Genomic DNA, 26,839 nt, shown 5'->3' with positions numbered 1-26,839 from the left:
ATTCAAAATGATCAGAACAACACTCCTGATTGTGGCGCTTTCAGCCACCAGCGCCTATGCACAGGACACGTCCGGAGCGGCGGCAACCGCCCAGACAGCTCAGACCGGCGCAACCGCAAGCGCAGGTGGTGCAACCGCCACCGCCGGCGGCGCAGCAGCCGCAGCCGGCGTCACCGGCTTCGTCCCGCTCGTCGCCCCCGCACTCGGCGCAGTCGCGGCCGCCGTCGGCCTCGCAGCCGCAGGCGGCGGTGGCTCAACCAACAGCACAACAACCACAGGCACAAACTAACAAAAAAACAAAAAAAACGGCGCGCAAATAATGCGCGCCGTGCGAATTTGAAAGTAAGCCCATAGCTTAAGCCTTTTTGCCCTGCATCAGCGAAGGGCGAGCACACGCAAAACGCGTGTGATACCCTTCTTATTTGATGGCTGGACGTCAGGAAAAAGGGCTTACCGCCCGGTTCGGAGGAGTACTGCCGAGGCGGTCAGAGAGATGATCCTGATATCGTTGAGAAAGCTGCACCGGGTCAGATAGGCGACATCCAGCGCGACCCGTTCGGCATAGCTGATATCGTTGCGCCCCGAGACCTGCCACAGCCCGGTGATGCCCGGTTTTTGCGCCAAATAGGCCGAGGCGGAGCTGCCGTATTTGACCAGTTCGATGGCCACGACAGGGCGCGGGCCGACAAAGCTCATCTCGCCTTTCAGCACGTTCCAGATTTGTGGAAGTTCGTCCAGGCTGGTCTTGCGCAGGAAGTGTCCGAGACGGTTGATGCGCGGATCATCGGTTAGTTTGTGATCGCGTTCCCACTCGGCCGCGGCCTCGGGATGGGCGTCCAGATAGGCCTGCAGCCGCGTCTCTGCATCTACGACCATGCTGCGAATCTTCCAGCATTTGAATGGCTTGGCGTTTTGACCCACGCGGGTATGGCCGAAAAAGCCTGGACCGCCATCCAGACGCACAATGCACCACAGCACAGCGATGACCGGCGCAACAACGGGCAGCAGCAGAACGGCGAAGAGAATGTCAAAGGCGCGCTTTCCAAGACCCGAGTACAGGCCCGACGGCGCCCGCTGCGGTACCGGTTGTGCTGCTGGTTCGTTTTGTGAAACTGTAGAGGAAGTAAAATCCAACATCGTAAAAAATCCTGACACTGTTAGAGCAGCAGCTAATGCATCAAAGAGGCAATCAAACAGAGTCTCGGATATCTCCGCGACGTAACACATTTAAGATGTAAAATAAAAATTGGGTGAAAAAACCCGGGTACTTGTACAGATGTTGCGCAGTTGCCGCAGTTCGTGGTTAAGGACATATCACAGGTTGGACCGGTGCACAATCAGGGGTTGTGCGGCGAAAAATAGTCATGGCGTAAAACCGCTTAGATTGGTGGTCTGCGAAAACCTATCTTTGAAATCGAGTATGTGGCTGGTCGGTATGATTCGGACTAAAGCGCGCCCACCTTGCCTCCATGCTCCGCCTTACCGTTCACTATGGGGCTGAGACACAAGCCTTTGCGTCTCAGCTGTGGGAAATTCTGGTGGTCAGCTACGCTTTGATTTCAGTGGCGCTGATCGTCCGTCAGCCAGTGGTGCTCACCCCTTAGCGCCCTGACCGCGCGCGTAGATGTCCTCGTAGCGGACGATGTCGTCCTCACCGAGATATGCGCCGGTTTGGACCTCGATGAGAACCATGGGAACCTTGCCTGGATTCTCCATCCGGTGCACTGCGCCTAGCGGGATATAGACCGATTGGTTTTCGGTCACCAGTTGCTGATGGTCGTCGATGGTCACGCGGGCTGTGCCTTCGACCACGATCCAGTGCTCGGACCGGTGGAAATGGCTCTGCAGGCTTAGTGAAGCGCCAGGGTGAACGTGGATCCGTTTGACCTGGAATCGGTCGCCGACGACGAGGCTTTCGAACCAGCCCCAGGGACGGTGATCCTTGGGGAATTGGGTGGCTTGTGCTGCGCCTTTTTCTTTCAGCGCGGAGACCGCTTTTTTGACGTCTTGAGCGCGGGATTTGTCTGCAACCAGCACGGCGTCATTCATCGCCACGGCGATGACGTTGTCCAGCCCGATGCCAACAACTTCCAACTGCTCGCTGTCAGACCGCAAGAGCGAGTTCTGACAGTCGATTGCGGTAGCACTGCCGCTGGTGACCACACCGTCGGCGTCCGGCCCGCTTTCGCGCCAGACCGCGTCCCAGCCGCCCAGATCGGACCAGGCTGCATCAAAGGGAACCACCGACAGGTTATCCGCCTTTTCCATCACCGCGTAGTCGATCGAGATATCCTCGGCCTGCGCCCATGCTTCGGGCGCGAGCCGCAGGAAGCCAAGGTCGGTTTGGGCGTCGTTCAACGCGTCCTGTACCGGCTGCATCAGCTCGGGTGCATGCGCTTTGAATGCCGCGATGATGTCGGCGGCGCGGAACAGAAAAATGCCCGCGTTCCATTTGAAGTTTCCGTCGGCCAGCATTTGAGTTGCGCGGGCCGCATCCGGTTTCTCGACAAACTGCTTCAGCGGGACAGGGGAACCGTCGCTGTTGGCAGCGCCTGTCAGCTCAAGGTAGCCATAGGCGGTTTCCGGATGTGTCGGTGTAATTCCGAAGGTCACCAACTGCCCCTGCGCCACCGCATCCAATCCGCGGGCAACTGCCGCTTGGAACGCGGCCACATCGGGCACGACGTGATCCGAGGGTGCAACAAGCAGAACAGCATCGGCGTCTTCGGCATAGGCGCGCAGGGCGGCGGCCAAAACAGCCGGTGCGGTATTGCGGCCTTCGGGCTCAATCAGAATGGCGCCGGGGTCGATGCCAACGGCCTGCAACTGTTCCGTCACGATGAACCGGAAATCCGAGTTGGTCAGGACCATAGGGGCCGCGAATTTCAGGCCATCCGTAGCACTGGACAGACGGCGCGCCGAGGCCTGGAAAAGCGTCTCGTCACCGATAAGTGAGACAAATTGTTTGGGATAGCTCTTACGCGACAAGGGCCAAAGACGGGTTCCGGAACCCCCGCAAAGGAGGACGGGCGTAATCAACATAACTGAACCATTCGATAAGGGTTAATCCACTCTCGGTCCTAGAGAATGGCTATCCCTTTGACAAGCCTAGGGGCTTTTTTTTGGTGAAGTTTTGCCAAAACAGCAAGAAACTCCGCCTTACCGGGATATCGGCTCGGAAGATACGCTATACAGTCTTGCGCAGCCCGGCGGCATCAGACGCCGCAATCCGGAGCGCGCCTAATCCTTGCGGACAATCCGCATGATGCTTTCGACGTTGAAGTCTAGGCGCTCGTTCAACGCTTGCTCATCCATCATGTCGCGTTGAAACAGGTAAGACCCGGTAAACCGGTTGGTCAGGTAATAATAGCCGATCGCCGCAATGGTGATGTTCAGTTGCGTCGCATCTATGCCGGGGCGGAATTCGCCACTGTCCTCGCCGCGTTTGAGAATGCCTTCGACCATTTCGACCAGCCCGCGGGTCGTTTCGGGCAGGCTGGACAGAGACTTGATATGGCGGGCGCGGTGCAGGTTCTCGCTGTTGACCAGAGTGATGAACTCGGGATTCTTCAGATAGTATTTCCATGTGAACCGAACCAGGGACTCCAAGGCATCCGACGGCGACAGGGATTCGAGTTTCAGTTTGCGTTCAGCGCTTCGGATATCAAGGTAGGCCGCTTCGAGTACCGTGCGAAACAGATCTTCTTTGCTGCCGAAATAGTGGTACAGCATACGTTTGTTGGCGTTAGCACGGTCGGCGATTTCGTCCACCCGCGCGCCACCTAATCCGTGTTTTGCAAATTCCTTCTTAGCGGCCTGCAGGATGCGTGCTTTGGTCGCCTCGGCATCTCTTTTCTTTTTGATCGTCTTTTCGACCACAGCCACCTCCGTTGTCATGCTGCTGTCTTGGCGCAGCAAATCTGGTCAGAACATTTCGCACAAATGGCCGAGGTTCTTCAACTGTTCCGTACCAACCGCAAATTCAGACCACTTCCAACCTAGTCTTAACGCTTGACACATCGTTTCGTAAAGAAGTAACTAGTTAGTGCATTAAATGGCGCACAGTGCCGCTATGCGGGATCGTCGCCGGGGAGGGGCCAACACGCGAAAGCTTTGGAGCCCACGTGCTGATGGAAAAGGGAGGACGTCATGTCATTCATCAAGAAATACATCGAACAGGAGACGATAACCCGTCGTAACCTTCTGCTGGCATCTGTTTACGGTGTGGGTGGGGTTGCCGTTTCAAGTATGCTGGGCGGCATGGCGCGTGCTGCGATTTCTGACCCGACCGTTGCCTGGTCGTATCGCAACCGGACAAACCCGTATTGGAATGAAATCGTTTCGGGCGGTGAGGCGTTTGTGGAAAGCTTGGGCAAGCCCAAGGATTTCCTGACCCACCTGATCAACGAAGGCTCGTCCGAGAAATCGCTGGCGGACGTCAAGGCGCTGCTGTCCAAAACCAATGGTGAGCTGGCTCTGGCGATCGACACTAACGACGCGCCCAACGCACGTCCGGTTGTTGAATCCTGCGTTGAGGCAGGGGCCTATGTGTCGACTCTGTGGAACAAGACCGATGACCTGCATCCGTGGGACTTCGGTGACAACTACGTCAGCCACATGAGCTGGTCCGACGAAGGTCCGGCGGAACAGACAGCTCGCATTTTGCTAGACGCGATGGGTGGATCTGGCGGTGTTGTCCATCTGGGCGGTATCGCATCGAACAACCCGGCTATCGAACGTCTTGAGGGTTTGAAGACCGCGCTGTTGGATTATCCCGACGCGGAACTGTTGGCTGCGGAACCTGCGGACTGGGATACGCAAAAGGCCAACCAGGTCATGAGCGCTTTCCTGACCCGTTACGGTGATGAGATCAAAGGCGTGCACTGCGCCAACGACACCATTGCCTATGGCGTGCTCGAAGCGCTGCGGGCTGAAGGTATCGAAGACATGCCGATCGTATCCTATGACGGCAACCCGCAGGCGGTTGAGTTGGTCGGTGAAGGCAAGATTCTGGCGACCGTGTTCACCAACCCGCATTGGGGTGGCGGCATTACGGCGGCACTGGCCTACTACGCGGCCACTGGCCACTTCAAACCGTCCGAAGAACCCAACGAGCACCGTGAATTCTATGGCCCGACCATCATGGTCACACCGGAAGATGCTCAGGCGTTCAAGGCCCAGTACCTGGACAGTGCCCCGACCTATGACTGGAAAGATTTCTGGTCCACGTCGAACGGTCAGATTCAATACTAGCAGACGTGTCTGCGGGCCGGTCCCTGAACCGGCTCGCTCACTCGGGTCTGCGGTGAACGCGACCCCGCCAATTCACTCAGTGGGAGGAAGCACGTGAGTAATGTGCTGACACGGGATGTTCTGATCAAATGGGCGCCCCTGATCGTCCTTTTGGTTCTGGTCCTGTTTTTCACAGCGATGGAGCCCCGTTTCTTTTCGCTGCGCAATTTTGCCCGCATCGGGATTTCGTCCGCACCGGCGCTGATGGTGGCCATCGGGGTTACGTTCATCATCATCATGGGGTCGATAGACCTTTCGATGGAGGGCACCGTGTCGGTCTGCGCCGTGGTTTTCGCGTTTGCCTTTATCGGCATGGGTGGAACGCTGGCGTCTTGGGCCTGGCTGGCCATTCCGCTGGCCTTGCTGGTGGGGGCGGTGATCGGGCTTGTGAATGGTCTTGTTCATGTCCTGCTGAAAATACCTTCATTCATGGCATCGCTGGCGATGGGGTTTGTGGGTACCGGCTTTGCTCTTTTGCTGACCGGAGGTGACCGGATAAGGGTCGAGGACGACCTGTTCCGCTCTCTGTTGACCGAGCGTTGGTTTGGTTTCCCGATCATGTGCTATGTCGCGCTGCTGTTTCTGCTGATCGCGTGGTTCATCCAGTCGCGCACGACGCTGGGCCGGAACTTCTACGCTGTCGGTGGCGGTGAGGAACTGGCCCATGCTTCGGGCCTGAACGTCAACCGCGTACGGATCATGGGGTTTGCATTGGCCGGTGTTTTCTATGCCGTTGGCGCGCTGCTGGCGGTTGGCCGGATCGGAATTGCCGAAACCGCGACGGGTTCGAATTTCATGTTCGTATCGATCACCTCGGTTGTGGTGGGCGGCACCGCGCTGTGGGGCGGGATCGGTGGTGTCTGGAACACACTGATCGGGGTGTTGATCGTGAACGTGATTAACAACGGCATGGTTGTGATCGGGTTGCCCGGCTACGTGCAGGACGGTGTTCTGGGCGTGTTGGTCATCGTTGCGGTGGTTCTGTCGACCGACCGCAAATCCGTAACCTTCGTGAAATAGGGGCGGGCTGATGTACGAACTGATTAATGTCGACAAGAAATTCCCCGGTGTCCATGCGCTGAAATCCGTGAACTTCCAGATTGGACGAGGCGAGATTGTGGGTTTGGTCGGCGAAAACGGCGCTGGCAAGTCTACCCTGATGAAGGTGATCTATGGGGCCTATCAACCCGATGGTGGCGACATCACCATCGACGGCACCAAGGTGCGCTTCCAGAACCCCCGTCAGGCGATGGATCACGGCATCGGCATGGTGTTTCAGGAACAATCCCTGATCACCAACCTGACCGTGATGGAAAACATCTTTTTGGGGTTTGAACAGCAATTCGTCAGCTATGGTGTGATCAACTGGAAAGCCATGGCCGAAGCTGCACGTAAGCAGCTGGCCAAGGTCAAGCTGGATATCGATCCGGCCATGACCACCTCGAAATTGTCTTTTGCGCAGCGTCAGCTGGTCGAACTGGCCAAGGTTTTGACGCTGGAAGAGCGGATTGACGGTGATCTGGTGATCCTGCTGGACGAGCCGACCAGCGTGCTGGCCAAGGAAGAGGTCGAGCTGCTATTCAGCCTTGTACGCGAGCTGACCAATCGCGCGTCGTTCATCTTTGTCAGCCACCGCATGGACGAGGTTCTGGACCTGTCCGACCGCATCTACGTGATGAAGGATGGCGAGATTGTCGATGTTGTCGCTCATGACGATGCCGAAGTCGATGCCATTCAGCACAAGATGGTCGGCCGCGATGTGGACAAGGAATACTATCGCGAGCAGAAGCAGAAACCCTATCAGGCCGAGACACAGCCGCTGGTTGCCTTCAACGACGTGTCGGTAATCGGTAAATACGCGAATATCTCATTCGATCTGCGCCCCGGAGAAGTTCTGTGCCTGGTCGGTACAGAAGGGTCAGGACGCGAGGCGATCCTGCGGACGATTTTCGGGCTTGAAACGCCGTCCTCGGGCGCGGTGGCGCTCAAGGGGCAAACCGTCGGCAGGTTCAACGCTCAGGCCGGTGTGGCAGGCGGCGTGGGCTACATCCCGCGTGAACGCAAAGTCGAAGGCATCGTGGCTGGGATGAATGTCTACGAGAACATGACGCTCAGCCAGATGGGGAATTACGCCAGCTCGGGCGTGCTGCGCATCGGCGAGGAAAAGTCGTTGGCAAAGCAGTGGATCGACCGATTGGCGATCAAAACCCCGGATGTCTACAAGGATTGCGGCGGCTTGTCGGGCGGCAACCAGCAAAAGGTGGTGCTGGCCAAATGGCGCTCGGCCGGGTCCGACATCATCCTGCTGGATCACCCAACGCGGGGTCTGGATATCGGTGCCAAGGAAGACGTCTATGACATGGTGCGTGAGATGTCGGATGACGGCGTGGGCATCATTCTGGTCGCCGACACGCTGGAAGAGGCCATCGGCCTCAGCCACACGATCATCGTTCTGAAGGACGGTGTCGAACAGAAACGTTTCGATTGCAGCCCGGGGGACAAGCCGTCGCTATATGACCTTGTCCACCACATGATCTGAGGTCTGATCCATGAGTTTTGAACGTATCAAACCCCATCTGCCCTGGATCACCCTGCTGGTTCTTGTACTGGTCGTTGGTGCGGCGGATTCCAACTTTTTGCGGCCCGCGAATCTGATCTCAATGATGGCCGACATCGTGCCGCTGTTCATCATGGCGCTGGGGATGACCTTTGCGATCTATATCGGCGGTATCGACCTGTCTGCGCAGTCGGTTGCAAACATGACCACGGTTGTTGCTACGATCGCCCTGCCCACGTTCGGCATAGGGACGGCGCTGATCTGTATCCTGTCAGGCGTGCTATTGGGAGGTGTCTCGGGCTTTGTCACGACCCGGCTGTTTGTCCCGTCGTTCATTTCAACCCTCGCTGTTGGTGGGATCGCCTACTCCGCGGCGCAGTACATGTCGGGTCAGCGCGCGCTGTTCATGGACGCCACGCTGCGGGATTCGACCTTTGGCTGGATGACCGGCTCGGTTGCCGGGCTGCCAAGCGAGTTGATCATTGCCGCCGTTCTGGTTCTTGGCGCGTGGTTCCTGCAATCGCGGACGACCTTCGGGCGCGCGCTCAAGGCGGTTGGCGCCGGGGAACCTGCGGCCGTCGCCTCAGGGTTAAACGTCAATCGGATCAAGATCATGGCGTTTGCGTTGTCCGGCGGACTGGCGGCGATTGCAGGCTTGCTGTTCTCGGTAAAACTCTCTGGTGGTTCTCCCACACTGGCGAACGGGTTCTTGCTGCCTGCAATCGTCGCGGTTTTGGTCGGAGGTACCCCGCTGACCGGCGGAGTCGGCGGGGTCATAAACACGCTGATCGGTACGCTGATCGTGGCGGTAATCCGGTCCTCGATGCTGTACTTCGAGGTTGATGCGACCCAGCAGCAGATGGTGTTCGGCCTGATCCTGATCGCGGCGATTGCGCTGACCATCGACCGGACCAAGCTGAGGGTCGTGAAATGACCGACACCATGAAAGCCGCCGTACTTGTAAAGCCTGGTCAGTTCGAGGTGCGGGACGTTCCCCGCCCCGAACCCGGCCGGGACGAGATTCTGGTGCGCATTTCGCGGGTCGGAATCTGCGGCACGGATATTCACATTTTCAACGGGCATTATGCGGTGGAAAACCTGCCGATGATCCCGGGGCACGAATTCACCGGAACCATCGCTAAGTTGGGTGAGGGCGTGTCGGGCCTGACCGTCGGGGCGCCGGTTGTCGTCGACATGAATATCGGCTGCGGCACCTGTTTCTGGTGCCGCCGAAATGAGATCCTGAACTGCCCCGAGATGCAGCAGATGGGCATCACAATGGACGGCGCTTTTGCCGAATACATCTGCGTTCCAGCGCGGCTGGTGATCCCGGCCCCTCAGGACGTCTCGGCCGAGGTGCTTGCCCTGACCGAGCCTCTGGCCTGCGTGGTCCGCTGTGCCCGCAAGGCTAATATCAGTTTTGGCCAGTCCGTCGTTGTTCTTGGAGCGGGTCCCATCGGAAACCTGCACGTTCAACTGTTGCGCACCGTCGGGGCCGCGCCAATCATCGTGGCGGACTTGTCCGAAGATCGGGTGCAGATGGCGTTGGAGGCTGGCGCGGATGTGGGTGTCACCAAGCCGTCAGAGCTTGAGGAAACCGTCCGGCGCCATACGGACGGGCGCGGTGTGGATGTGGTTATCGAAAGTGTCGGGCTGCCTGCGCTGTACCAACAGGCGGCGCGGCTGATCCGTAAAGGCGGTCATATCGCGGCCTTCGGCCTTACTGGCGCGGGCGAGACTATGCCCGTCGATATTCTGCAAACGATCCTGCAGGAAAACTCGATCAAAGGGTCGGTTGCGGGCATGGGGCAGGACATGCACGACGCCCTGACCTTGCTGACCCATGGCCGGATCAAAACCGAGCGTTTCACCGGTGCCTCATACGCGCTGGATCACATTCAGCAGGCGTTTGACAGCTTTGCTGACAGGCCCGGTGATCTGAAAACTCAGATCGTCCTGACGCATTAGCCAAAGTGGGAGGAAAGACCAATGACTATCGAAGTTTTCACGTCCAAACCCGAAGGCATGATCCCCAATAGCCGCTTTCCGCTGCTGATCCATCGCGGGGCTATTCCGGGTGGCGGGGTCGACGCGGTAAAGGCCCGGTTCCGTGAAAACGGCTGGGGTAACAACTGGGAATATCCCGGGGTGTATGAATATCCTCACTTCCACTCGACATCGCATGAATGCCTGGGTTGTGCCCGCGGTTGGATGGAGTTCAACCTGTCTGTCGAAGGCTGGACCCGGGTCCGGATCGAGGCCGGGGACGTGATTGTCATGCCCGCCGGGGTCAGCCATGAGATGGTCGGCCATTCCGAGGACATCATGATGTGCGGTGGCTATGCCGGTGGCCGGGACTGGGACAACATTCAGGAAGCCTTCCTGACGCCCGAGATGTTTCAGGCCGCGGTTAAGCGGATCATGACGCTGCCGATCCCCGACAGAGACCCCGCAACCGGGGACATCTTGCATCAATGGCATGATGCGCCGTCATCCGTGGATGGCGGCTGGAACGACTTCCGCGACGGGCTGGACGCCTCTGCCTAGCCTGCGCCCCAATTCGGAGCCTTTCTGATGGACCAAAACAGCCAGATACTGACACCCCCTTCTGAACCCCGCGATTTTGGGTTCTTTATGGATGGCGAATGGGTGCCCACCGGGGACCGCGACGTGTTCGAGCGGTCTTCGCCCGGCCATGGCGTGCCCGTCACCCGCATTCCGCGCTGCACCGAAGAGGATCTGAACGCCGTGGTCGCCTCGGCCCGAACGGCGTTTGATGATCGTCGGTGGTGCGGCCTGTCAGGTGCCGATCGCGCTGCGGTGCTGCTGAAGGCGGCCGAGCTGATCCGCGAGCGCACGGATGAGATCGCCTATTGGGAAACGCTGGAAAACGGCAAACCGATTGCGCAGGCGCGGGGTGAGGTCAGCGGCTGTGTTGGCATGTTCGAGTTTGCCGCCGGACTGGCGCGGGCGCTGCACGGCGACAGTTTCAATAACAGCGGTGATGGCGCGATGGGCATCGTCACGCGTGAACCGGTCGGCGTGGTCGGCCTGATCACGCCTTGGAATTTCCCATTCCTGATCCTGTGTGAGCGTGTGCCCTACATTCTGGCGTCGGGCTGCACCATCGTTTCGAAACCATCCGAAGTGACCAGCGCGACTACCCTGCTTCTGGCGGAGATCCTGTCGGAGGCCGGTTTGCCGGATGGCGTATTCAATGTGGTCACCGGATCGGGCAGCGTGATTGGCCAGAAACTAGCCGAGCATATGGATGTAGACATGCTGTCTTTTACCGGTTCGACCGCTGTGGGACGATCCGTCGTTGCGGCGGCGGGGCAAAGCAACTTCAAAAAGCTTGGGCTGGAGCTGGGCGGCAAAAATCCGCAGATCGTGTTCGCCGATGCCGATCTGGAAGACGCTGCCGATGGGGTCGCCTTTGGCATCGCCTTCAACACCGGGCAGTGTTGCGTGTCCGGTGCGCGGCTGCTGGTTGAACGCTCGGTTGCAGACAAATTCGCTGAAATGGTCGCCGACAAGCTGCGCAAGGTGCGTGTGGGCGATCCGCTGGACGAGCGCACACAGGCCGGAGCCATCACCACCGACGCGCAGAACCGCACGATCCTGTCCTACATCGCCAAGGGTCAGGAAGAAGGCGCAACCCTGTTGACCGGCGGCACTACGCCTGAAATCTCGGGCGGGCAGTATATTGATCCGGTCGTCTTTACCGGCGTGACCAACGACATGGTGATCGCCCGCGAAGAGATTTTCGGCCCGGTGCTGGTCGTGATCCCGTTTGACACGATTGACGAGGCGATCTCGATTGCCAACGATACCGAATACGGTCTGGCGGCCAGCGTCTGGACCAAGAACATCGACAAGGCGCTGACGATCTCTCGCCGCGTTCAGGCCGGGCGGTTCTGGGTGAACACAACTCTGGCCGGTGGGCCAGAGCTGCCGATTGGCGGGTTCAAAGCCTCGGGCTGGGGTCGTGAGGCCGGGATGCACGGGGTCGAGGAATACACGCAGATCAAGTCGATCCATGTCGAGATCGGCAAGCGGTCGCATTGGGTAGAGTGATGGCTGAAACCGGATATGACTATATCATCGTCGGCGGCGGCTCGGCCGGATGCGTTCTGGCCAACCGCCTGACCGAGGACAGCGCGGTCAGGGTGCTGCTGCTTGAGGCGGGCGGCAAGGACAGTCATCCGCTGATCCACATGCCGGTAGGCTTTGCCAAGATGACCGACGGCCCCCACACATGGGGCTTTAATACGGTGCCGCAAGTCAACGCCAACAACCGCGAGATTCCATACGCGCAGGGCCGGGTGATCGGTGGTGGCAGCTCTATCAACGCCGAGGTGTTCACCCGTGGCAATCCTATTGATTACGACCGCTGGGCCAACGAAGAAGGTTGCGAGGGCTGGGCGTTCAAAGACATCCAAAAGTACTTTGTCCGGTCCGAACGCAACGCCATACTGTCCGGCGAGTGGCACGGAACGGAAGGGCCGCTGGGAGTGTCGAACCTTGATTCTCCGCAAAAGATGACCCGGGCGTTCGTGCGCTCGTGTCAGGAAGCGGGTATTCCCTACAACCCGGATTTCAATGGCCCGGTTCAGGAGGGCGCCGGTGTTTATCAGACGACCACATGGGACGCGAAACGCTGTTCGGCGGCGGTGGGGTATTTGAAACCCGCCCTGTCGCGTCCGAACCTGACTGTGGAGACCGGATGCCAGGTGCACCGAGTGGTGATCAAGGGCGGCCGGGCCACCGGCGTCGAATATGACCAAGGCGGAAAAATGCGCAAGGCGAGCGCTGATCAGGAGGTTTTGGTAACCTCGGGGGCAATCGGGACACCCAAGCTGATGCTGCTGTCCGGTGTTGGACCGGCTGCGCATCTGCATGAGCAGGGGATCGAGGTCAAACAGGATTTGCCGGGCGTCGGCGAAAACCTGAATGACCACTTTGGCATTGATATCGTGGCTGAGTTGAACGGCCACCACAGCTTGGACAAATACAACAAACCACATTGGGCGGCTTGGGCTGGGATGCAGTACTACCTGTTCGGCTCGGGGCCGGTGGCGTCGAATGTCGTTGAAGGTGGCGCGTTCTGGTATGCGGACAATTCTCAGCCTGCTCCGGACTTGCAGTTCCACTTCCTTGCCGGTGCAGGAGCTGAGGCAGGGGTGCCGAGCGTGCCCAAAGGCAGTTCAGGGATCACGCTGAATTCATACACGCTTCGACCCAAGGCGCGGGGGACAGTGCGTTTGCGGTCGAACCGGGTTGAGGACATGCCTCTGGTTGATCCCAACTTCCTTGGCCACCCAGATGATCTGAAGGTCTCAGTCGAAGGGGTCAAGCACAGCATTGAAATCTTTCGCCAGAAAAGCCTGCAGAAATTCATCCGTCAGATTCGATTCCCCGATGACAGCGTGAAAACGCAAGCCGATTACGAAGCCTATGCGCGGCAATACGGCCGGACATCCTATCACCCGACTTGTACCTGCAAGATGGGGGTGGACGAGATGGCGGTGGTCGATCCGCAGATGCGCGTGCGGGGGATCGACGGGCTGCGGATTTGCGACAGTTCAGCCATGCCCAGTCTGATCGGATCAAATACCAATGCGCCGACGATCATGATGGCGGAAAAGGCCTCAGACATGATCCGGGGCAATCACTGAGCTATTAAGCTCTCAACGGCTCAGGGTTGTTCCCGGAAACAGGCGGTGCCACAAATGGCACCGCCTTTATTCATTCAGTCCCACTTGGGCGCCCAAGGCACTAAGTCTTCGCCAACAATTCGGTAGCCGGTGTGGGTTTTGGCGTCGATCCGGTCCATGTCACCGCTGGACAGGGTGAAATCCATGACATCGAAGTTGGCGTCGATATTGGCGCGCTTGGTCGACATTGTGTTGATCGAAACGCCTTTTTGCAAAATCCAGCGCAAAACAACCTGACCTGCCGTTTTGCCATAGGTCTGGCCGATCTCGTCGAAGATTGAGTGTTTGAAGACCTCACCGCGCGCGACCGAGCAGTAAGAGGACAGAGGAATGCCGGTTTCCGTGGCCGCCGCCAGCAGAGTGTCCTGATTGAGCAGCGGGTGAAACTCGACCTGATTGGTGACCAGCGGCGTATCGATAATCTTGACCGCGTCACGCATCATCTGGGCGGTGTAGTTCGATACGCCGATATTCTTAGCCAGCCCCTTGGCGTGGGCCTGCTCCAATAGTTTCAGCGAGGGGGCGATATCTTCGCCAACAGGCGGCCAGTGCAGCAGCAGGACGTCAACATAGTCCAGTCGCAGTTTCTTCAGGCTTTCCTCGACCGACGGAATGAATGCCTCTTCGGTGAAATTGTCGGGGTGAACCTTCGTGGTTACGCAAATCTCATCCCGGTCGAACCCAAGCTCGGCCAGGGCGTCGCCGGTTTCTTTTTCATTCTCATACATTTGCGCGGTATCGAACGAACGATACCCGATTTCGGCAGCCATCTTCATCGCGCCGCGAAGTTCGTCCCCGGTCAAGGGATATGTTCCAAAAGTACGCTGATTGGTTTTTTGAAAGTAAATGTTCACGGTGATCCTCCCAAAGAACAATTTTAAAAGTAACCTAATAGTTACTTATCGTCAGGTCAATTCCTGCCTTCTGGTAATAGCTGTTGATTTCCGCGACCTGCCACGGCATAAAGATATAACCAGTTAGTTACTTTGGTGAGGATCGCATGAGCAAGCAAATGACGGCGCGCGAAGCAGCAAATCTTGTGCCTGACGGGGCGACTGTGGCGGTGAATTCGTCAAGTGGCCTGTGCTGCCCGGATGCGGTTCTCAAAGGTCTTGGTGAGCGCTTTCAAGACGAAGGTGCGCCGCGGAACCTGACAACGATTCATCCCATCGCAGCGGGCGACATGTTTGGCACCAAAGGAGTAGATCATATCGCCAAGCCAGGGCTTCTGACCCGGATCATAGGAGGGTCGTACCCATCGGGTCCCAGCAAGGCGGAACCCCCCTTAGTCTGGCAGATGATCACCGCCGAACAAGTGCGAGCCTATAATGTGCCCTCGGGCATTATTTTCGACATGCTGCGCGAGGCGGCGGCCAAACGCCCGGGCGTTCTGACCAAGGTGGGCATGGACACGTTTGTCGATCCTGACATCGAAGGTTGCGCCATGAATGACGCGGCGCGTGCCGAACCCATCGTCAAACGTATGGAGTTCGAGGGCGATGATTGGCTTTATTTCAAGTCCATGGCCCCCAATGTCGCGATCATCCGTGCGACCACGGCAGACGAAAAGGGCAACCTGAGTTTTGAGCACGAAGGTGCTTATCTCGGCGCTATGGAAATGGCCTTGGCCGCACGCAACAATGGCGGTGTGGTTATCGCGCAGGCCAAACGCATTGCCGCCGCTGGCAGCATCCGCCCGCATGATGTGCACGTGCCGGGTATTCTGGTCGATGCCATCGTTGAGGCTCCGGATCAGTTGCAAACCACGGCCACCGAATATGACCCAGCGATTTCAGGCGAACTGACACGCTCACTGGAAAGCTTCCGCACGGCCGAATTCAACGTCGGCAAAGTGATTGCGCGCCGTGTGGCGATGGAGTTGAAGGACGGCTGGGCGGTCAATATTGGCTTTGGCATCTCGGCCAATGTCCCCCGCATTCTGGTTGAGGAAGGTCTTCATGGCTCGGTCACATGGATGATCGAACAAGGGGCCGTGGGCGGCGTGCCGCTACTGGATTTCAAATTTGGTTGTTCCGCCAATGCTGAGGCTTTCGTGCCGTCGCCGCACCAGTTCTGCTATTTTCAGGCGGGCGGGTTTGATGCCTCGCTCTTGTCCTTCCTCGAAGTCGACAAGCACGGGTCGGTCAATGTCTCGCGCCTGTCTGCAATTCCGCACCGGACGGCAGGGGCGGGTGGCTTTGTCGATATCACGGCGCGAGCGCGCAAGATCGTGTTTTCCGGTAATTTTAACGCCGGGGCCAAGATGGGTATTGAAAACGGGCAGGTTAAAATCCTGCAAGAAGGCAAGGTCGCTAAATTCGTCGATGAGGTCGATCAGATTTCCTTCTCCGGCAAGCGCGCCAAGGTGCAGGGGCAGGATGTGACCTATGTGACAGAACGCTGTGTCATCAAGCTGACTGATCAGGGGCTGATGGTCACGGAAATCGCGCCTGGGCTGGATGTGCAGCGCGACGTTCTGGATCAGGCCGCAACACCTTTGTTGGTGTCGGATGATCTGAAAACCATGGATACCGCCCTATTTGATCCGGCCCTGATGGGGCTGGACCTGACTGCCGCGTGATGGAACACTTTCTGCTGGATATCAGCGACGGAGTTGCCTGTCTGACGCTCAATCGGCCTGAGCGGTTGAACGCTCTGACCGAGCAGATGATGGATGACCTGATGGCGCTGTGCCGTCAGATCGAACATGCCGAAGATGCGCATGTGGTAATCCTGACCGGGGTCGGCAAAGCCTTTTGTGCGGGTGGAGACATTGATGCCTGGGCGGCACGATCGGCAGACAGGTTTGGGCGCCATTGGCTGCGCGATGGCCATCAGGCATTGGACGCCCTGACCCGATTGCGCCAACCGGTGATCGCAATTCTGAACGGCCATGTGCTGGGCGGCGGGCTGGAGCTGGCGGCCTGCGCCGACTATCGCATTGCGGAATCGCACATCCGCATCGGCCAGCCTGAACCCGCGCTTGGGATCATCCCCGGCTGGTCTGGCACCCAGCGCACCGTGCGCCGTTTCGGCTCGCAGCTGGTGCGGCGTATGGCGATCTTCGGCGAGGAGTTTTCGGCAAGCGATGCCCAGACAGTTGGCCTGGTCGATCAAGTCGTTGAAAAAGGACGAGGGATTGATGCGGCAACAGAACTGGCCGACCGAATGCGCCATCGCGGGCCGGTCGCGACCGAGCTGGTGAAAATGCTGATCAACGCCGCCGAAGGCGAAGAGAGTGAGCGAGTGTTCGAGTCTCTTGCGGGTTGGGTCGCCGCTGCGCAGCCCGAGCTACAGGTCGGGCTGGCCGCATTCAAAGACCGCAAAAAAGCGGATTTCTGGTAATCGTCTCTGGGGAAGGAAGAACGAAATGATACGTCATCTGGTGCATCTGCGCTTTGCAAGCGATGTTTCCGAGGCCGAGAAGTCCACGCTGTATAAAGATCTGGAAGGTCTGAAAGGGCATATCGACGGTATTGTCGACTTCCAGAGCCGCAGAAATGTGTCTGTTGAAACCGATCTTGTGCGGGATTTCAACGACATGTTCTGGTTTGATTTCCGGGATGCGGCAGTGCGCGATGCCTATCTTGTCGACCCAACACATCAAGAGATCGGTGGCCGCATTGTGGCAAAAACTGTGGACGGTGTGGACGGCGTGTTTGTTTGCGATATCGAGGTTTGAGCACGGGGCCTAACAGCAGGTTCTGAAACGGTCGACGATCACGTCCAGAACCTCGTTCGGGTCCCGTTTCCACCAGTTCCCGGCCGAGAAAATCTCAACCTCGCACAGGCCGTTGTAACCTGCATCTTCAACGGCAGCGCGAAGGGCATAAAGGTCGGCGACACCGTCGCCCATCATGCCCCGGTCCAGCAGGATGTCCGAGGTGTCGGCCAGCCAGTCGCACAGGTGATATCCCAAAACTCGCCCCTTGGCGCGGGCGGCAAGCGTGTCGGCAAGTGTTGTGTCCCACCAGACGTGATAAACATCAATTGCAACGCCTACATTCGCGGCCCCAACCGCATCGCAAACGTTCAGTGCGTCGGCTGCTGTCATAACGCAGGTGCGGTTACCGGCGGTCGCCGGGTTTAACGGCTCGAGGGCCAGTTTGACTCCACGCTGTGCTGCGTAAGGGGCGGCGCGGGCCACACGGTCGGCAAGGATTTTCTGGCTTTCCAGAACGCCTTTAGTGCTCGGTTCTGGGCCTCCAGTCACAATTGTTAGAACGTCAGTTTCCAGTACAGCAGCCTGATCGATCGACAGGTGGAAATCATCCATGATCTCCTGATCGGACGGCAGCGCAAGCGGTCCGGTCAGGAACGGTGTGCGGCACAAGCCGACCACCTGCATGCCTGCGTCCCGAACACGCTGACCGATCTGCGCCGCGCGCCCGTCCAGCTCGCGCCGCCAGAAGGTGATCCCGCCATATCCACGCGCTGCACAGCCATCAATCACTTGTTCGGGGCTCCACCCCGCGCCGTAACCGTCCAGATTGTGACCCAGAGTGGCTGTGTTCAGCGCCAGCGCGGAGTGATCCTGCGAAAAATCGCGCATCGCGCTCAGACCCCGTAGAGTTTCAGCATGTGCCCCATGCGTTCAACCGCCAGATCGGGGTCGCGCAGCAGCCCGCATTCATCGGCCATTTTGAAACAGTCGGTGAAATAGGGCAGGGACCGGGTCGCCTGCGCCCCGTTCAGCATGATGAAATGGCCTTGAAACCCGTTCAGCCAGGCCAGAAACACAACGCCGGTTTTGTAATATTGGGTCGGTGCCCTGAAGATATGACGAGCCAGCGGCACGGTCGGGTCCAGCGTTGCGCGGAAAGTCTTGACGTCTCCTTCGCTCAGCTTGCTGACCGCATAGGCCGCAGCCGGGGCGAGGGGGTCAAAGATACCCAGCAGCGCGTGTGAGTGGCCCTGATCGTCACCTTCGATCAGTTCGGGGTAGTTGAAGTCATCGCCCGTATACATCCGAACGCCTTCGGGCAGGCGGCGGCGCATGATGATCTCTTTCTCGGCGTCCAGAAGCGAGATCTTGATCCCGTCCACCTTGTCGATATTGACGTCGATGATCGACAGCGCGGTTTCCAGCGCGTCTTCGAAACTGTCCGATCCCCAGTACCCGGCAAGCTGCGGGTCAAACATCTCACCCAACCAGTGCAGTATGACAGGCTCATCACAGGCGGCCAGCACGTCACTGTAGACCGAGATATAGTCATCCGGCCCTGCCGCCACCTTCGCCAAAGCGCGCGAGGCCATCAGGATGATGCGCCCGCCCAGCTTCTGGATCGCTTCGACCTGTTCCAGATAGGCACGGCGTACGTCGTCCAGCGATATTGCATCGTCGGGGTCCAGATGGTCGGTGCCGCAGCCATTACCGACCAGCGCGTCGGGCAGTTCCTCTTTGGTGCGTCGGATCAATTCCAGCGCGCCGTTCCAGTCCAGCCCCATGCCACGCTGCGCGGTGTCCATCGCCTCGGCGATGCCGATGCCCATACCGGCCAGATAGTGGCGAAATTCCATGGTCTTAGACCAATCCACATGCGCCGGACCGGTCGGGTCGTGATCGCCAAACGGGTCCGCTACAACATGGGCTGCTGAATACAGAATTCGAGCCGAGTTAGGGGTCAGTTTCGAGGGCGTGACCGGGGTGCCTGTCAGAGTATAGTCATGCAGTTTTCCGGTGGTATCGGGCAGTTGAATTTTCATCGAAATACCTCAGAAACGTGGAACGAGCATTCCGGCATCGGCCGAGATAGCCTGACCGGTTGTGTAGGGGAGTTTGCCGCTGGCCAGTGAGGCGATGATCCGGCCCATATCCTCGGGCTGGCCGACGCGCGGGAACAAGGTCAGCCCGTCCTTGGCGCGCTGGTCATACATCTCGATCACCGGGGCAGTCATGTCAGTGGCGATCAAGCCGGGCTGCACGTCATAGACGGCGATGTTTTCCTGCCCCAGCCTCACGGCGAAGGTTTTCGAGATCATCGCGGCGGCGGCCTTGGAGGCGCAATACTCGGCGCGAGGGACTGCAACTGCCACCGCGTTCGAGGACGTCACGTTGACGATGCTGTAGAACAACTTTTCGTCGCGGTCACGTGCAACCAGTCGTTTGGCAAAAGTCTGCGACAGAAAGAACATCGCTTTGGTGTTGATGGTCATGCAGCGGTCATAGCTGGCCTCGCTGACTTCAAGCAGATCGCCGCGCTGCATCACGCCCACGCCTGCGTTGTTCACCAGGGTTGTCAGCTGGCCGAGCTCCGCTTCGATGGCGGTCAGTTGGTCGTCATGCGCGCCGATTTCCGACACATCAAAGGGTGCTGCAATCGCAGGCACACCGAGGGCGCGGATGGTGTCCAATGCGGCTTGCAATTCGTCATCCATCTGAGGGCCATTGACCGCGATTGCAAACCCTTCGTGCGCCAGGGCAACGGCCGCCGCCAAACCGATCCCGCGAGAGGACCCTGTGACAAGCGCTGCAGGGCGGCTCATGCCGCAGCTCCTTTCGTCAGCAATTCGCGGGCAATGATCATGCGTTGAATCTGATTAGTTCCTTCGTAGATCTGGGTGATCTTTGCGTCGCGATACAGGCGTTCGACCTCGAACCCGCGAATGTAGCCTGACCCGCCAAAGACTTGCACCGCATCCGAGGACCGCTGCACCGCCATGTCTCCAGCAAAGCACTTGGCCATCGAGCATGCCTTTGTCGCGTCCTGCCCGGTGTCGATCTTGTAGGCAGCCGAATGGACCAGAAGCCGGGCGGCTTCGACATCCTTAGCGATGTCGGCCAGCAGCCACTGGACGCCCTGAAAATCTGCGATGGGCTTGCTGAATTGCTTGCGTTGCTGGGCATAGTCCGTCGCAGCCTCAAGCCCTGCCTGACCGATGCCAACTGCCAGAGCAGCGATGCCGACGCGCCCCTTGTCCAGAACGCTCATCATCATGTGAAACCCGCGCCCTTCGGTGCCCAACAGGGCATCTGCCGGCAGGCGAACATCGTCAAAGGATAGCGGGCCAACCTGACTGGCGCGTTGACCCATCTTGATCTCTTTGGGGCCACGAGTAACACCGTCAGCGTGCAGATCGACGATGAAAATCGACATGCCACGGTGCCCGGCCTTGGGGTCGGTCCGCGCCAGAACAAAGCCGACATCTGCAACCGGGGCGTTGTGGATCCAGATCTTGCCACCGTTCAGCACCCAGCCGTCGCCGTCACGCACCGCCGTCGTGCGAATGCCAGACACATCGGTGCCGGCTTCGGGTTCGGTGATGCAATAGGCGGGGCGTAGCTTGGCGGCCAGAAGATCCCCCAGCCACTTGCCTTGCTGTTCCGGCGTTCCGTGGCGAACCAGCAGCGTCGAAACCAATTCCAACAAGCCGCATTGATCGGCGATCGACGCATATCCGCGCGACAGTTCCTCCATCACCAACGCATAGGTCACTGTGTCGAAGCCGGGTCCGCCAAGCTCTTCTGGCACACCGATGCCGAACAGGCCTAGTTCAGCCATCTGGTCGTAGATTTCCGCGGGAAACCGCGAGTCGCGATCCAGTTCTTCCGCCGCTGGGCGAATGACATCCTCGGCAAACTGGCGGGTCATATCGCGAACCTGAAGGTGAGTTTCGGTTAGAAACATCGTTGTGCCTCGTAATGTAACTAATCAGTTACTAATACGCGTCGCAGGAGCGGTTCGTCAAGTGGGTTGATCGGTTTCTCCACATGATGTAAATAACCAAACAGTTACTTAATAACTGTGCAAATTTCGGCAATCCGGTTTGCATTTGGGAGGCTTGCATGAATCCGAACACTCTGAACAAGTTTGGCCGGGTGGACCTGAACGTATCCGCCTTTGGCTTTGGCACAGCGCCGATTGGCAACATCTTTCGTGAGATTGACGAGGCAACGTCTAACGCGATGATTCAGCACGCCTGGGACAAGGGCGTTCGGTATTTCGACACCGCCCCAATGTACGGGCACGGCCTGTCCGAAATGCGGACAGGGCACAGCCTGCGCTGGAAGGACCGCGGAGACTTCATCCTGTCGTCCAAAGTAGGCCGGGTGCTGAAACCTGGACGCCGTCAGGACATCAATTTCGAACCCTGGACCAACGCTGCGCCCTTCACGATGCATTTCGACTATAGCTATGACGGGATCATGCGGTCGTTCGAAGACAGCCTGCAGCGCATGGCGCTGGAGCATATGGACATCTGCTTTATCCACGATATTGACGTGTTCACCCGTGGCACCGAGCAGCCCGAAGTGTTCAAACAGGCGATGGATGAGGCTTGGAAGGCGCTGGAAAGCCTGCGTGATCAGGGTGTTGTCAAAGCCATCGGCGTCGGTGTGAACGAATGGGAAGTGTGCCACGCCGCGCTTGAACAGCGCGACTTTGACTGCTTCTTGCTGGCCGGGCGCTATACCCTTTTGGAGCAGGACGCGCTGGATAAGTTTTTGCCGCTTTGCGAAGAGCGCGGTGCCGCTGTGGTCGTCGGTGGCGGCTTCAACTCGGGCATTCTGGCAACGGGTGCGAAGGAAGGGGCCAAGTACAATTACGCTCCGGCGCCCGCCGACATCATGGACAAGGTCAGCAAGATTGAAGCCGTCTGTGCCGAGTATAACGTGCCCCTGCCAGCCGCGGCGCTGCAGTTCGTGGTGGCGCATCCTGCGGTGCCGACTTTTATGGCGGGCACCCGTACGGTCGAGCAGCTGGATCAGAACCTGAACTGGTTCAGCCATGACATCCCGGCTGAATTCTGGGCGGACCTGAAGACCAAAGGCCTGCTGCGCGAAGACGCTCCGGTTCCGGAATGAGCGCCGAGCCTCTGACTGCAGGTTCTTATGGCTATCACGACCTGCAGATCGGTGATGTGATGAAGACCGGGTCTGCCGAGATATCGGCAGACCTGATTGCGGCTTTTGCCGACCTGACTGGAGACAAATATCCGCTGCATCTGGATGACGACGTGGCCCGACAGCTTGGCTACAATGCGCGGGTGGCGCATGGGCTTCTGGTTCTGTCAGTCGTGGATGGATTGAAGTTCCAGTCCGATGCACGGCCTGACGGGCTGGCCTCATTGGGGTGGAACTGGCGGTTCGAACAGCCGGTCTTAGCCGGAGATACGATCCGGGCGGAACTGCACGTGGTGTCGAAACGCGAAACCTCATCCGGCCGGCGCGGGATCGTAGCCTTTCGGTTCGATGTGTTCAATCAGGCAGGCCAGCGGGTTCAGCAAGGCACGAATGAGTTGATCTTCGACCTGTGACCAAGGCCGCAACACTTTAGGATCAAGGGAAAGACATGTCTGTTTCATTCACCAAACGCTTCATCTCGCAAGGCGCTGCAAATTTGGCGGTGCAGGCGGCCCTGGCGCTCGCCGCTGAAAACGGTTGGCAAGTTGCAACCGTTGTTGTCGATCCCGGTGGTCACATGGTTGCAGCAGGGCGCATGGATGGCACACCGGCGGCGGTGGCCGAGTTCGCAATGGACAAGGCCAGAACCGCTGTTTTGGGCAAAACCACACGCGCCTTTGGCGAACGTATGTTGTCGGAGCCTGCGTTGCAGCTGGGCCTGTCTAACCGCCCCAATCTGTGTGCGTGGGACGGCGGCATGCCCATACTGGAAGACGGGCAGATGATTGGCGCGATTGGAGTGTCAGGCGCCGTCGGTCCTGACGACATTCTTTGTGCCGATGCTGGGTTGCAGGCAATCGGTCTGGCCGGGTGACGCGCGGCGCGGTTTTACCTTAGTACCCCGATACGTCGCGCGAGTATTCGTGATAAATGCCCGGATCGAAGATCGAGTTGACGGTCAATTCACGCTTGGGCAGCAGGTCCTCTGAAAACACTTGCGCAGCGGCGAAAACCTCAGGGGTCACGAACCTCAGACCTTCGGGCAGGTCGCCCAGCGTTGAGGTTGGGTCATTGGCTGCAAGGTTATACCCCCAGACTCCGAACGAGGGGATCGACATCTGATAATTCACGACCTGCGGGAAGATTTCGGACAAGGTCTCGGAAATGGTCCAGTATGTGTGGGGTGAGAAGAAGGGTGAGCTGCTTTGGGTGACCAGTACACCATCCTCGGTCAGGATGCTCTGGACCATAGCGTAGAACTCGATCGAATAGAGTTTTGACAGAGCCTCGTTATGCGGATCGGGGAAGTCGATAATGATCCGGTCATAGGTTTGGTCGGTGGATTTCACATAGTTGAACGCGTCGGTGTTGTGGATGTTCAGCGACGACGCCTCCATGCTGTGTTCGTTCAGGCGGGCAATGGGGGCCAGATTGCGCCCAAGGTCGGTCATCGCAGGATCAAGATCGACCAGATCGATGCGTGAGACGCTGGGATGTTTCAGGACCTCGCGCACAGCAAGCCCGTCACCTCCGCCCAGCACCAGAACGGATTTCGGGTCATTAGCGCCCCAGGACAGGACGGGATGCACCAACGCTTCGTGATACCGATACTCGTCCGCTTCGGCGAATTGCAGATGGCCGTCGATATAGAGTCGCACGTCGTTCTTCTGCCAGGTATTGGTGACCACAAGTGACTGGTATTGCGACTGTTTGCGCCAGACGATGCGGTCGAAATACAGATGGTCTTGCGCGAATGCGGTGATCCGCCCGGCCAGCAAGGTCAGTGCAAACAACAGAACAATGGTGCCGATCGCACAGGCCAACATCCGTTTGGGCGCGTCCAGCTGATCGCGGAGACACAGAACGCTCAACAGCGCGACCATGGCGTTGGTCAGACCGATTGCGAACGAGGATGAGATCAACCCAAGGGACGGCAGCAGCAGGATGGGAAACAGAACCGACCCACCGAGTGCACCGATATAGTCCAGCGAAAGCACATCCGCGATGGATTCCCGCGTGGTGCTGCTTTCTGACAGAACCCGCATCAACAGGGGAATTTCCAGCCCGACCAGAAACCCGATGGACGAGATGAAGGTGAACATGCCCACCGTGTAAAACCACGGCGCATAGGGAAACAGCATGAACAGCGACACGCTGCACAGACCGCCGATCAGCGCCAGGATCAGCTCAACCCAGATAAATGTCTGGATCAGATTGCCGAGGAAAAAGCGGGATACGTAGGACCCGACACCCATGGCGAACATGAAGAACCCGATGGTTAGCGAGAACTGATAGACCGAATTGCCCAGCAGGTAGCTGGACACCGTCCCGATGATCAGTTCGTAGACAATGCCACACAGGGCAACAACAAGGATTGCGCCCAGCAGAACCATGGCCTGCCGGCGGGGCAGGTCCGAGTAGCGCGGTGTCAGAGTGTCGGTCATGCAAATATCCGAGAAAATGGAAAGCCCGGCGCGAGTAATGCGCCGGGCCCTGATAGGGTGTTAAGTCAGCGCAGTACTTATTTGCCTGCGCGCAAACCGCCCGAGCGCGAGCTGCGCGGCGCCGAGTAGCTGGTTCGCGGGGTCACTGTGCGGTTGTTGAAGCTGGCGGCGGTGATGCCGGCCGAACGCTGGCGGCCGATCAGGTTGCCAATCAGCGCACCGGCCAAGAACCCTGCGCCCGAGAACCGCAGGCCAGCGGATTGACCGGTGGTGTCAGTGGCGATCAGACGGTTGTTGGCCTCGTCGATCTCGATGGTGAAAATCTCGCCCTCACCCGAGTCGCGGACGCCGTTTTCGTTGGGATCGACGTAGCCCGAGAATTTGGCGTCGGACAGAATTTCCAGACCCAGAGGCTGGTCATAAAAACGCGGTTCCGTATTCATCACCTCGGTCAGATAGCCGGTGAATTCATCGACCTGCTCGTCCGAAGCCTCGGCGATGCTGTTGGCTTCCAGATATTCCTGATACTGGATGATGGCAAATTCGGTGCGGTCCAGAACCTGCCCCAGATCAGCGGTCTGTTCCGATTCCGGGGCTAGGAAAAGGGAATAGGCTGCAAAGCCAAGAACGCCCACAATGACGATCGTTTTAAGATTACCAAACATTGAATACTCCTATGGATTTTCGGACTGTGTTTTTTAAATTTCGCAGCACCACCAGACCTGATGCAGGTCCTTGCCGTAGAACTCTTTGAGTTCACCGCATTTTGTCAGGCCCTGCTCCTGCAGATCTGCCGCGTTGGGGTTGGACAGGTCGGATGGAATGGCCAACACGGCCATGCGATATCTCTGACTGCGCGCCAGCGAAAGCTGTTGATCCAGCCCACTGAGACCGGCGCTGGTTTCGCGCCAGCGCAGGCCCGCCACATTGTCGGTTTCGGGGGCCTTGTGAACTTCAAAGATCGACAGGCCTGTACTTACTGAAGGCTCTGCGCGCGGGGTTTCGGGTGCTTCGGGGTTGTCCAGCCCATAAACGATCTTGGCCTCGTTCGGGCTGTGATATCCGGGCACGGTCATTTCGACGGCGGCGCCGAACTCTTCATAGAGTTTATGCGCGGCGGCATAGATTTTTTTGCCGAACTCTTCGTAATCACTGGTTTCGATGAAAATCTTGCGGACCTGCAGCTGTGCCAGCTTTCCCAGCAGGTCGTTCAGCATCAGTCCCCCCAACCCCTTACCGGTATGCGCCTGATCCAGATAGGTCCAGGACAGCCACGCGACATCCGGCACGTCTTCGTCCAGGCTGTAGCCGATCAGTCCAAGCACCTTGCCCTTTTCCTGCAGGACGAACATGTTTTCTGTCCCACCGTCCACGAAGGTGCTTTCTGCCTCGGCCGCGTCGTCCTCATCGGTCTGAGCGATGATCTGGATGGCGTCAGATACATGCTGCCATTCCATGGGTTTGAGCTTGGGTCCGCTGGAGCCGAAAAGGGCGCTAAACATGGCCAGTCCTCCGCCGATCAGGGCGCTTGTGATGTGGGTGAAAACGGCGATCTGAGGGCGTAGGAACACCCATTCGGCCGCCAGAAGAATGCAGATCAGGGCCAACGTCCAACTGCGCCTTTGGGGCGTGCTGGCGATGATCATCCCATAGGAAACCAGACCGTAGGCAATACCGGACAGGCCGACAAAGCCGGGCCCGGCCAGCAACAGTTCTGCGGCTGTTCCGGTCAGAGCGAACAGGGCGACCAGACCGAGGGTGCGGAGCCAGCCCAGAACGGGTTCGGTAAAGCTGCCACCGAAAAGGATCAGCAGGCAATTGAGCGTCAGGTGACTCAGATTGCCATGCCGAAACATGAACAGGAGATGGTCGGGAAAATCCACGATAGGCCCGGAATACCGGACCGGACCCAGCAGGGCATAAACCGCGATCGCGCTTAGTATGAGGCCTATCGTAACAGGGCATCTGCGCAGCTCGTCCATTCGCC

The 26,839-nt window shown here is 58.5% G+C and carries 27 protein-coding genes; 16 read left to right on the top strand and 11 right to left on the bottom strand.

The window, feature by feature from the left end; translation table 11 throughout:
- The first annotated feature begins 7 nt into the window (after positions 1-7).
- Complete coding sequence (locus tag ACXAGD_RS22130) at positions 8-289, top strand: hypothetical protein (protein ID WP_475212221.1); 282 nt, start codon at positions 8-10, stop codon at positions 287-289.
- Between the two features lie 161 nt (positions 290-450).
- Here the strand turns inward: ACXAGD_RS22130 and ACXAGD_RS22125 are convergent, their stop codons facing one another.
- Positions 451-1,137, bottom strand: a complete 687-nt coding sequence (locus ACXAGD_RS22125; RefSeq protein ID WP_475212225.1) for a sugar transferase — start codon at positions 1,135-1,137, stop codon at positions 451-453.
- Positions 1,138-1,469: 332 nt separating this feature from the next.
- Between ACXAGD_RS22125 and ACXAGD_RS22120 the strand changes: the two genes are divergently transcribed.
- Positions 1,470-1,604, top strand: coding sequence for a hypothetical protein (locus tag ACXAGD_RS22120; RefSeq protein WP_475214135.1), 135 nt, complete (start codon positions 1,470-1,472; stop codon positions 1,602-1,604).
- Here ACXAGD_RS22120 and ACXAGD_RS22115 read toward each other — a convergent pair.
- The gene (locus tag ACXAGD_RS22115) at positions 1,594-3,042 is read right to left on the bottom strand and encodes a mannose-1-phosphate guanylyltransferase/mannose-6-phosphate isomerase (RefSeq protein WP_475214134.1); all 1,449 of its coding nucleotides are present in this window, start codon (positions 3,040-3,042) and stop codon (positions 1,594-1,596) included. The two genes, ACXAGD_RS22120 and ACXAGD_RS22115, sit on opposite strands and share 11 nt — an antisense overlap.
- 198 nt (positions 3,043-3,240) lie before the next feature.
- Complete coding sequence (locus ACXAGD_RS22110; protein ID WP_475214132.1) at positions 3,241-3,897, bottom strand: TetR/AcrR family transcriptional regulator; 657 nt, start codon at positions 3,895-3,897, stop codon at positions 3,241-3,243.
- 252 nt (positions 3,898-4,149) lie between these two features.
- Here ACXAGD_RS22110 and ACXAGD_RS22105 point away from each other — a divergent pair, with 252 nt between their 5' ends.
- The 8 genes from ACXAGD_RS22105 (at position 4,150) to ACXAGD_RS22070 (ending at position 13,527) form a co-directional block, all read left to right on the top strand.
- A complete protein-coding gene (locus ACXAGD_RS22105) occupies positions 4,150-5,253 on the top strand; it encodes a sugar ABC transporter substrate-binding protein (protein WP_475214130.1) in 1,104 nt (367 codons plus the stop codon).
- Positions 5,254-5,346: 93 nt separating this feature from the next.
- Entirely contained in the window at positions 5,347-6,312 is a 966-nt protein-coding gene (locus ACXAGD_RS22100) for an ABC transporter permease (RefSeq protein ID WP_475214128.1), read from the top strand.
- 10 nt (positions 6,313-6,322) lie between these two features.
- Complete coding sequence (locus ACXAGD_RS22095) at positions 6,323-7,831, top strand: sugar ABC transporter ATP-binding protein (protein ID WP_475214126.1); 1,509 nt, start codon at positions 6,323-6,325, stop codon at positions 7,829-7,831.
- Between the two features lie 10 nt (positions 7,832-7,841).
- Positions 7,842-8,783 (top strand): ABC transporter permease, encoded by a 942-nt coding sequence (locus ACXAGD_RS22090; protein WP_475214124.1) that lies wholly within the window; start codon positions 7,842-7,844, stop codon positions 8,781-8,783.
- Positions 8,780-9,817 carry a zinc-dependent alcohol dehydrogenase gene (locus ACXAGD_RS22085; RefSeq protein ID WP_475214122.1) on the top strand — a complete coding sequence of 346 codons (1,038 nt, stop codon included), beginning with the start codon at positions 8,780-8,782 and terminating at the stop codon, positions 9,815-9,817. The genes ACXAGD_RS22090 and ACXAGD_RS22085 overlap by 4 nt, the downstream gene beginning before the upstream one ends.
- 21 nt (positions 9,818-9,838) lie before the next feature.
- Positions 9,839-10,396, top strand: a complete 558-nt coding sequence (locus tag ACXAGD_RS22080) for a hypothetical protein (protein ID WP_475214120.1) — start codon at positions 9,839-9,841, stop codon at positions 10,394-10,396.
- A gap of 27 nt (positions 10,397-10,423) precedes the next feature.
- Positions 10,424-11,926 (top strand): aldehyde dehydrogenase family protein, encoded by a 1,503-nt coding sequence (locus ACXAGD_RS22075; RefSeq protein ID WP_475214117.1) that lies wholly within the window; start codon positions 10,424-10,426, stop codon positions 11,924-11,926.
- Positions 11,926-13,527: a GMC family oxidoreductase gene (locus tag ACXAGD_RS22070; RefSeq protein WP_475214115.1), complete on the top strand. Its 1,602-nt coding sequence runs from the start codon at positions 11,926-11,928 to the stop codon at positions 13,525-13,527. Before ACXAGD_RS22075 ends, ACXAGD_RS22070 begins: the two co-directional genes overlap by 1 nt.
- A gap of 74 nt (positions 13,528-13,601) precedes the next feature.
- Here ACXAGD_RS22070 and ACXAGD_RS22065 read toward each other — a convergent pair whose 3' ends face one another.
- Complete coding sequence (locus ACXAGD_RS22065; protein WP_475214113.1) at positions 13,602-14,369, bottom strand: aldo/keto reductase; 768 nt, start codon at positions 14,367-14,369, stop codon at positions 13,602-13,604.
- Positions 14,370-14,566: 197 nt separating this feature from the next.
- Between ACXAGD_RS22065 and ACXAGD_RS22060 the strand changes: the two genes are divergently transcribed.
- From ACXAGD_RS22060 to ACXAGD_RS22050, 3 genes are read left to right on the top strand one after another with little or no spacing between them, the layout of a single operon-like run.
- Entirely contained in the window at positions 14,567-16,147 is a 1,581-nt protein-coding gene (locus tag ACXAGD_RS22060; protein WP_475214111.1) for an acyl CoA:acetate/3-ketoacid CoA transferase, read from the top strand.
- The gene (locus tag ACXAGD_RS22055; RefSeq protein WP_475214109.1) at positions 16,147-16,911 is read left to right on the top strand and encodes an enoyl-CoA hydratase/isomerase family protein; all 765 of its coding nucleotides are present in this window, start codon (positions 16,147-16,149) and stop codon (positions 16,909-16,911) included. The genes ACXAGD_RS22060 and ACXAGD_RS22055 overlap by 1 nt, the downstream gene beginning before the upstream one ends.
- A 25-nt stretch (positions 16,912-16,936) precedes the next feature.
- Positions 16,937-17,248 (top strand): Dabb family protein, encoded by a 312-nt coding sequence (locus ACXAGD_RS22050; protein WP_475214107.1) that lies wholly within the window; start codon positions 16,937-16,939, stop codon positions 17,246-17,248.
- 9 nt (positions 17,249-17,257) lie between these two features.
- On the opposite strand, the gene ACXAGD_RS22045 is transcribed toward ACXAGD_RS22050, so the two are convergent.
- From ACXAGD_RS22045 to ACXAGD_RS22030, 4 genes are read right to left on the bottom strand one after another with little or no spacing between them, the layout of a single operon-like run.
- The gene (locus tag ACXAGD_RS22045) at positions 17,258-18,118 is read right to left on the bottom strand and encodes a sugar phosphate isomerase/epimerase family protein (RefSeq protein WP_475214105.1); all 861 of its coding nucleotides are present in this window, start codon (positions 18,116-18,118) and stop codon (positions 17,258-17,260) included.
- Between the two features lie 5 nt (positions 18,119-18,123).
- Complete coding sequence (locus ACXAGD_RS22040; RefSeq protein WP_475214103.1) at positions 18,124-19,272, bottom strand: dihydrodipicolinate synthase family protein; 1,149 nt, start codon at positions 19,270-19,272, stop codon at positions 18,124-18,126.
- Between the two features lie 9 nt (positions 19,273-19,281).
- Positions 19,282-20,052 carry a 3-ketoacyl-ACP reductase gene (locus tag ACXAGD_RS22035; RefSeq protein ID WP_475214101.1) on the bottom strand — a complete coding sequence of 257 codons (771 nt, stop codon included), beginning with the start codon at positions 20,050-20,052 and terminating at the stop codon, positions 19,282-19,284.
- On the bottom strand, positions 20,049-21,194 hold the full coding sequence (locus ACXAGD_RS22030) for an acyl-CoA dehydrogenase family protein (protein ID WP_475214099.1): 1,146 nt from the start codon (positions 21,192-21,194) through the stop codon (positions 20,049-20,051). The genes ACXAGD_RS22035 and ACXAGD_RS22030 overlap by 4 nt, the downstream gene beginning before the upstream one ends.
- 158 nt (positions 21,195-21,352) lie before the next feature.
- On the opposite strand from ACXAGD_RS22030, the gene ACXAGD_RS22025 reads away from it, so the two are divergent.
- From ACXAGD_RS22025 to ACXAGD_RS22015, 3 genes are read left to right on the top strand one after another with little or no spacing between them, the layout of a single operon-like run.
- Entirely contained in the window at positions 21,353-22,369 is a 1,017-nt protein-coding gene (locus ACXAGD_RS22025) for an aldo/keto reductase (RefSeq protein ID WP_475214097.1), read from the top strand.
- A complete protein-coding gene (locus ACXAGD_RS22020; protein WP_475214095.1) occupies positions 22,366-22,821 on the top strand; it encodes a MaoC family dehydratase in 456 nt (151 codons plus the stop codon). Before ACXAGD_RS22025 ends, ACXAGD_RS22020 begins: the two co-directional genes overlap by 4 nt.
- 35 nt (positions 22,822-22,856) lie before the next feature.
- A complete protein-coding gene (locus tag ACXAGD_RS22015; RefSeq protein WP_475214093.1) occupies positions 22,857-23,282 on the top strand; it encodes a GlcG/HbpS family heme-binding protein in 426 nt (141 codons plus the stop codon).
- Positions 23,283-23,301: 19 nt separating this feature from the next.
- Here ACXAGD_RS22015 and ACXAGD_RS22010 read toward each other — a convergent pair whose 3' ends face one another.
- From ACXAGD_RS22010 to ACXAGD_RS22000, 3 genes are all read right to left on the bottom strand, one after another.
- The gene (locus ACXAGD_RS22010) at positions 23,302-24,852 is read right to left on the bottom strand and encodes a polyamine aminopropyltransferase (protein WP_475214091.1); all 1,551 of its coding nucleotides are present in this window, start codon (positions 24,850-24,852) and stop codon (positions 23,302-23,304) included.
- Between the two features lie 77 nt (positions 24,853-24,929).
- Positions 24,930-25,517: a hypothetical protein gene (locus ACXAGD_RS22005; protein WP_475214089.1), complete on the bottom strand. Its 588-nt coding sequence runs from the start codon at positions 25,515-25,517 to the stop codon at positions 24,930-24,932.
- Between the two features lie 33 nt (positions 25,518-25,550).
- Positions 25,551-26,834, bottom strand: a complete 1,284-nt coding sequence (locus tag ACXAGD_RS22000) for a rhomboid family intramembrane serine protease (protein WP_475214087.1) — start codon at positions 26,832-26,834, stop codon at positions 25,551-25,553.
- Positions 26,835-26,839 lie beyond the last annotated feature (5 nt).

The sequence above is a fragment of the Ruegeria sp. ABF4_144 genome (assembly GCF_056160045.1).
This window is presented reverse-complemented; position numbering and strand designations above follow the sequence as displayed.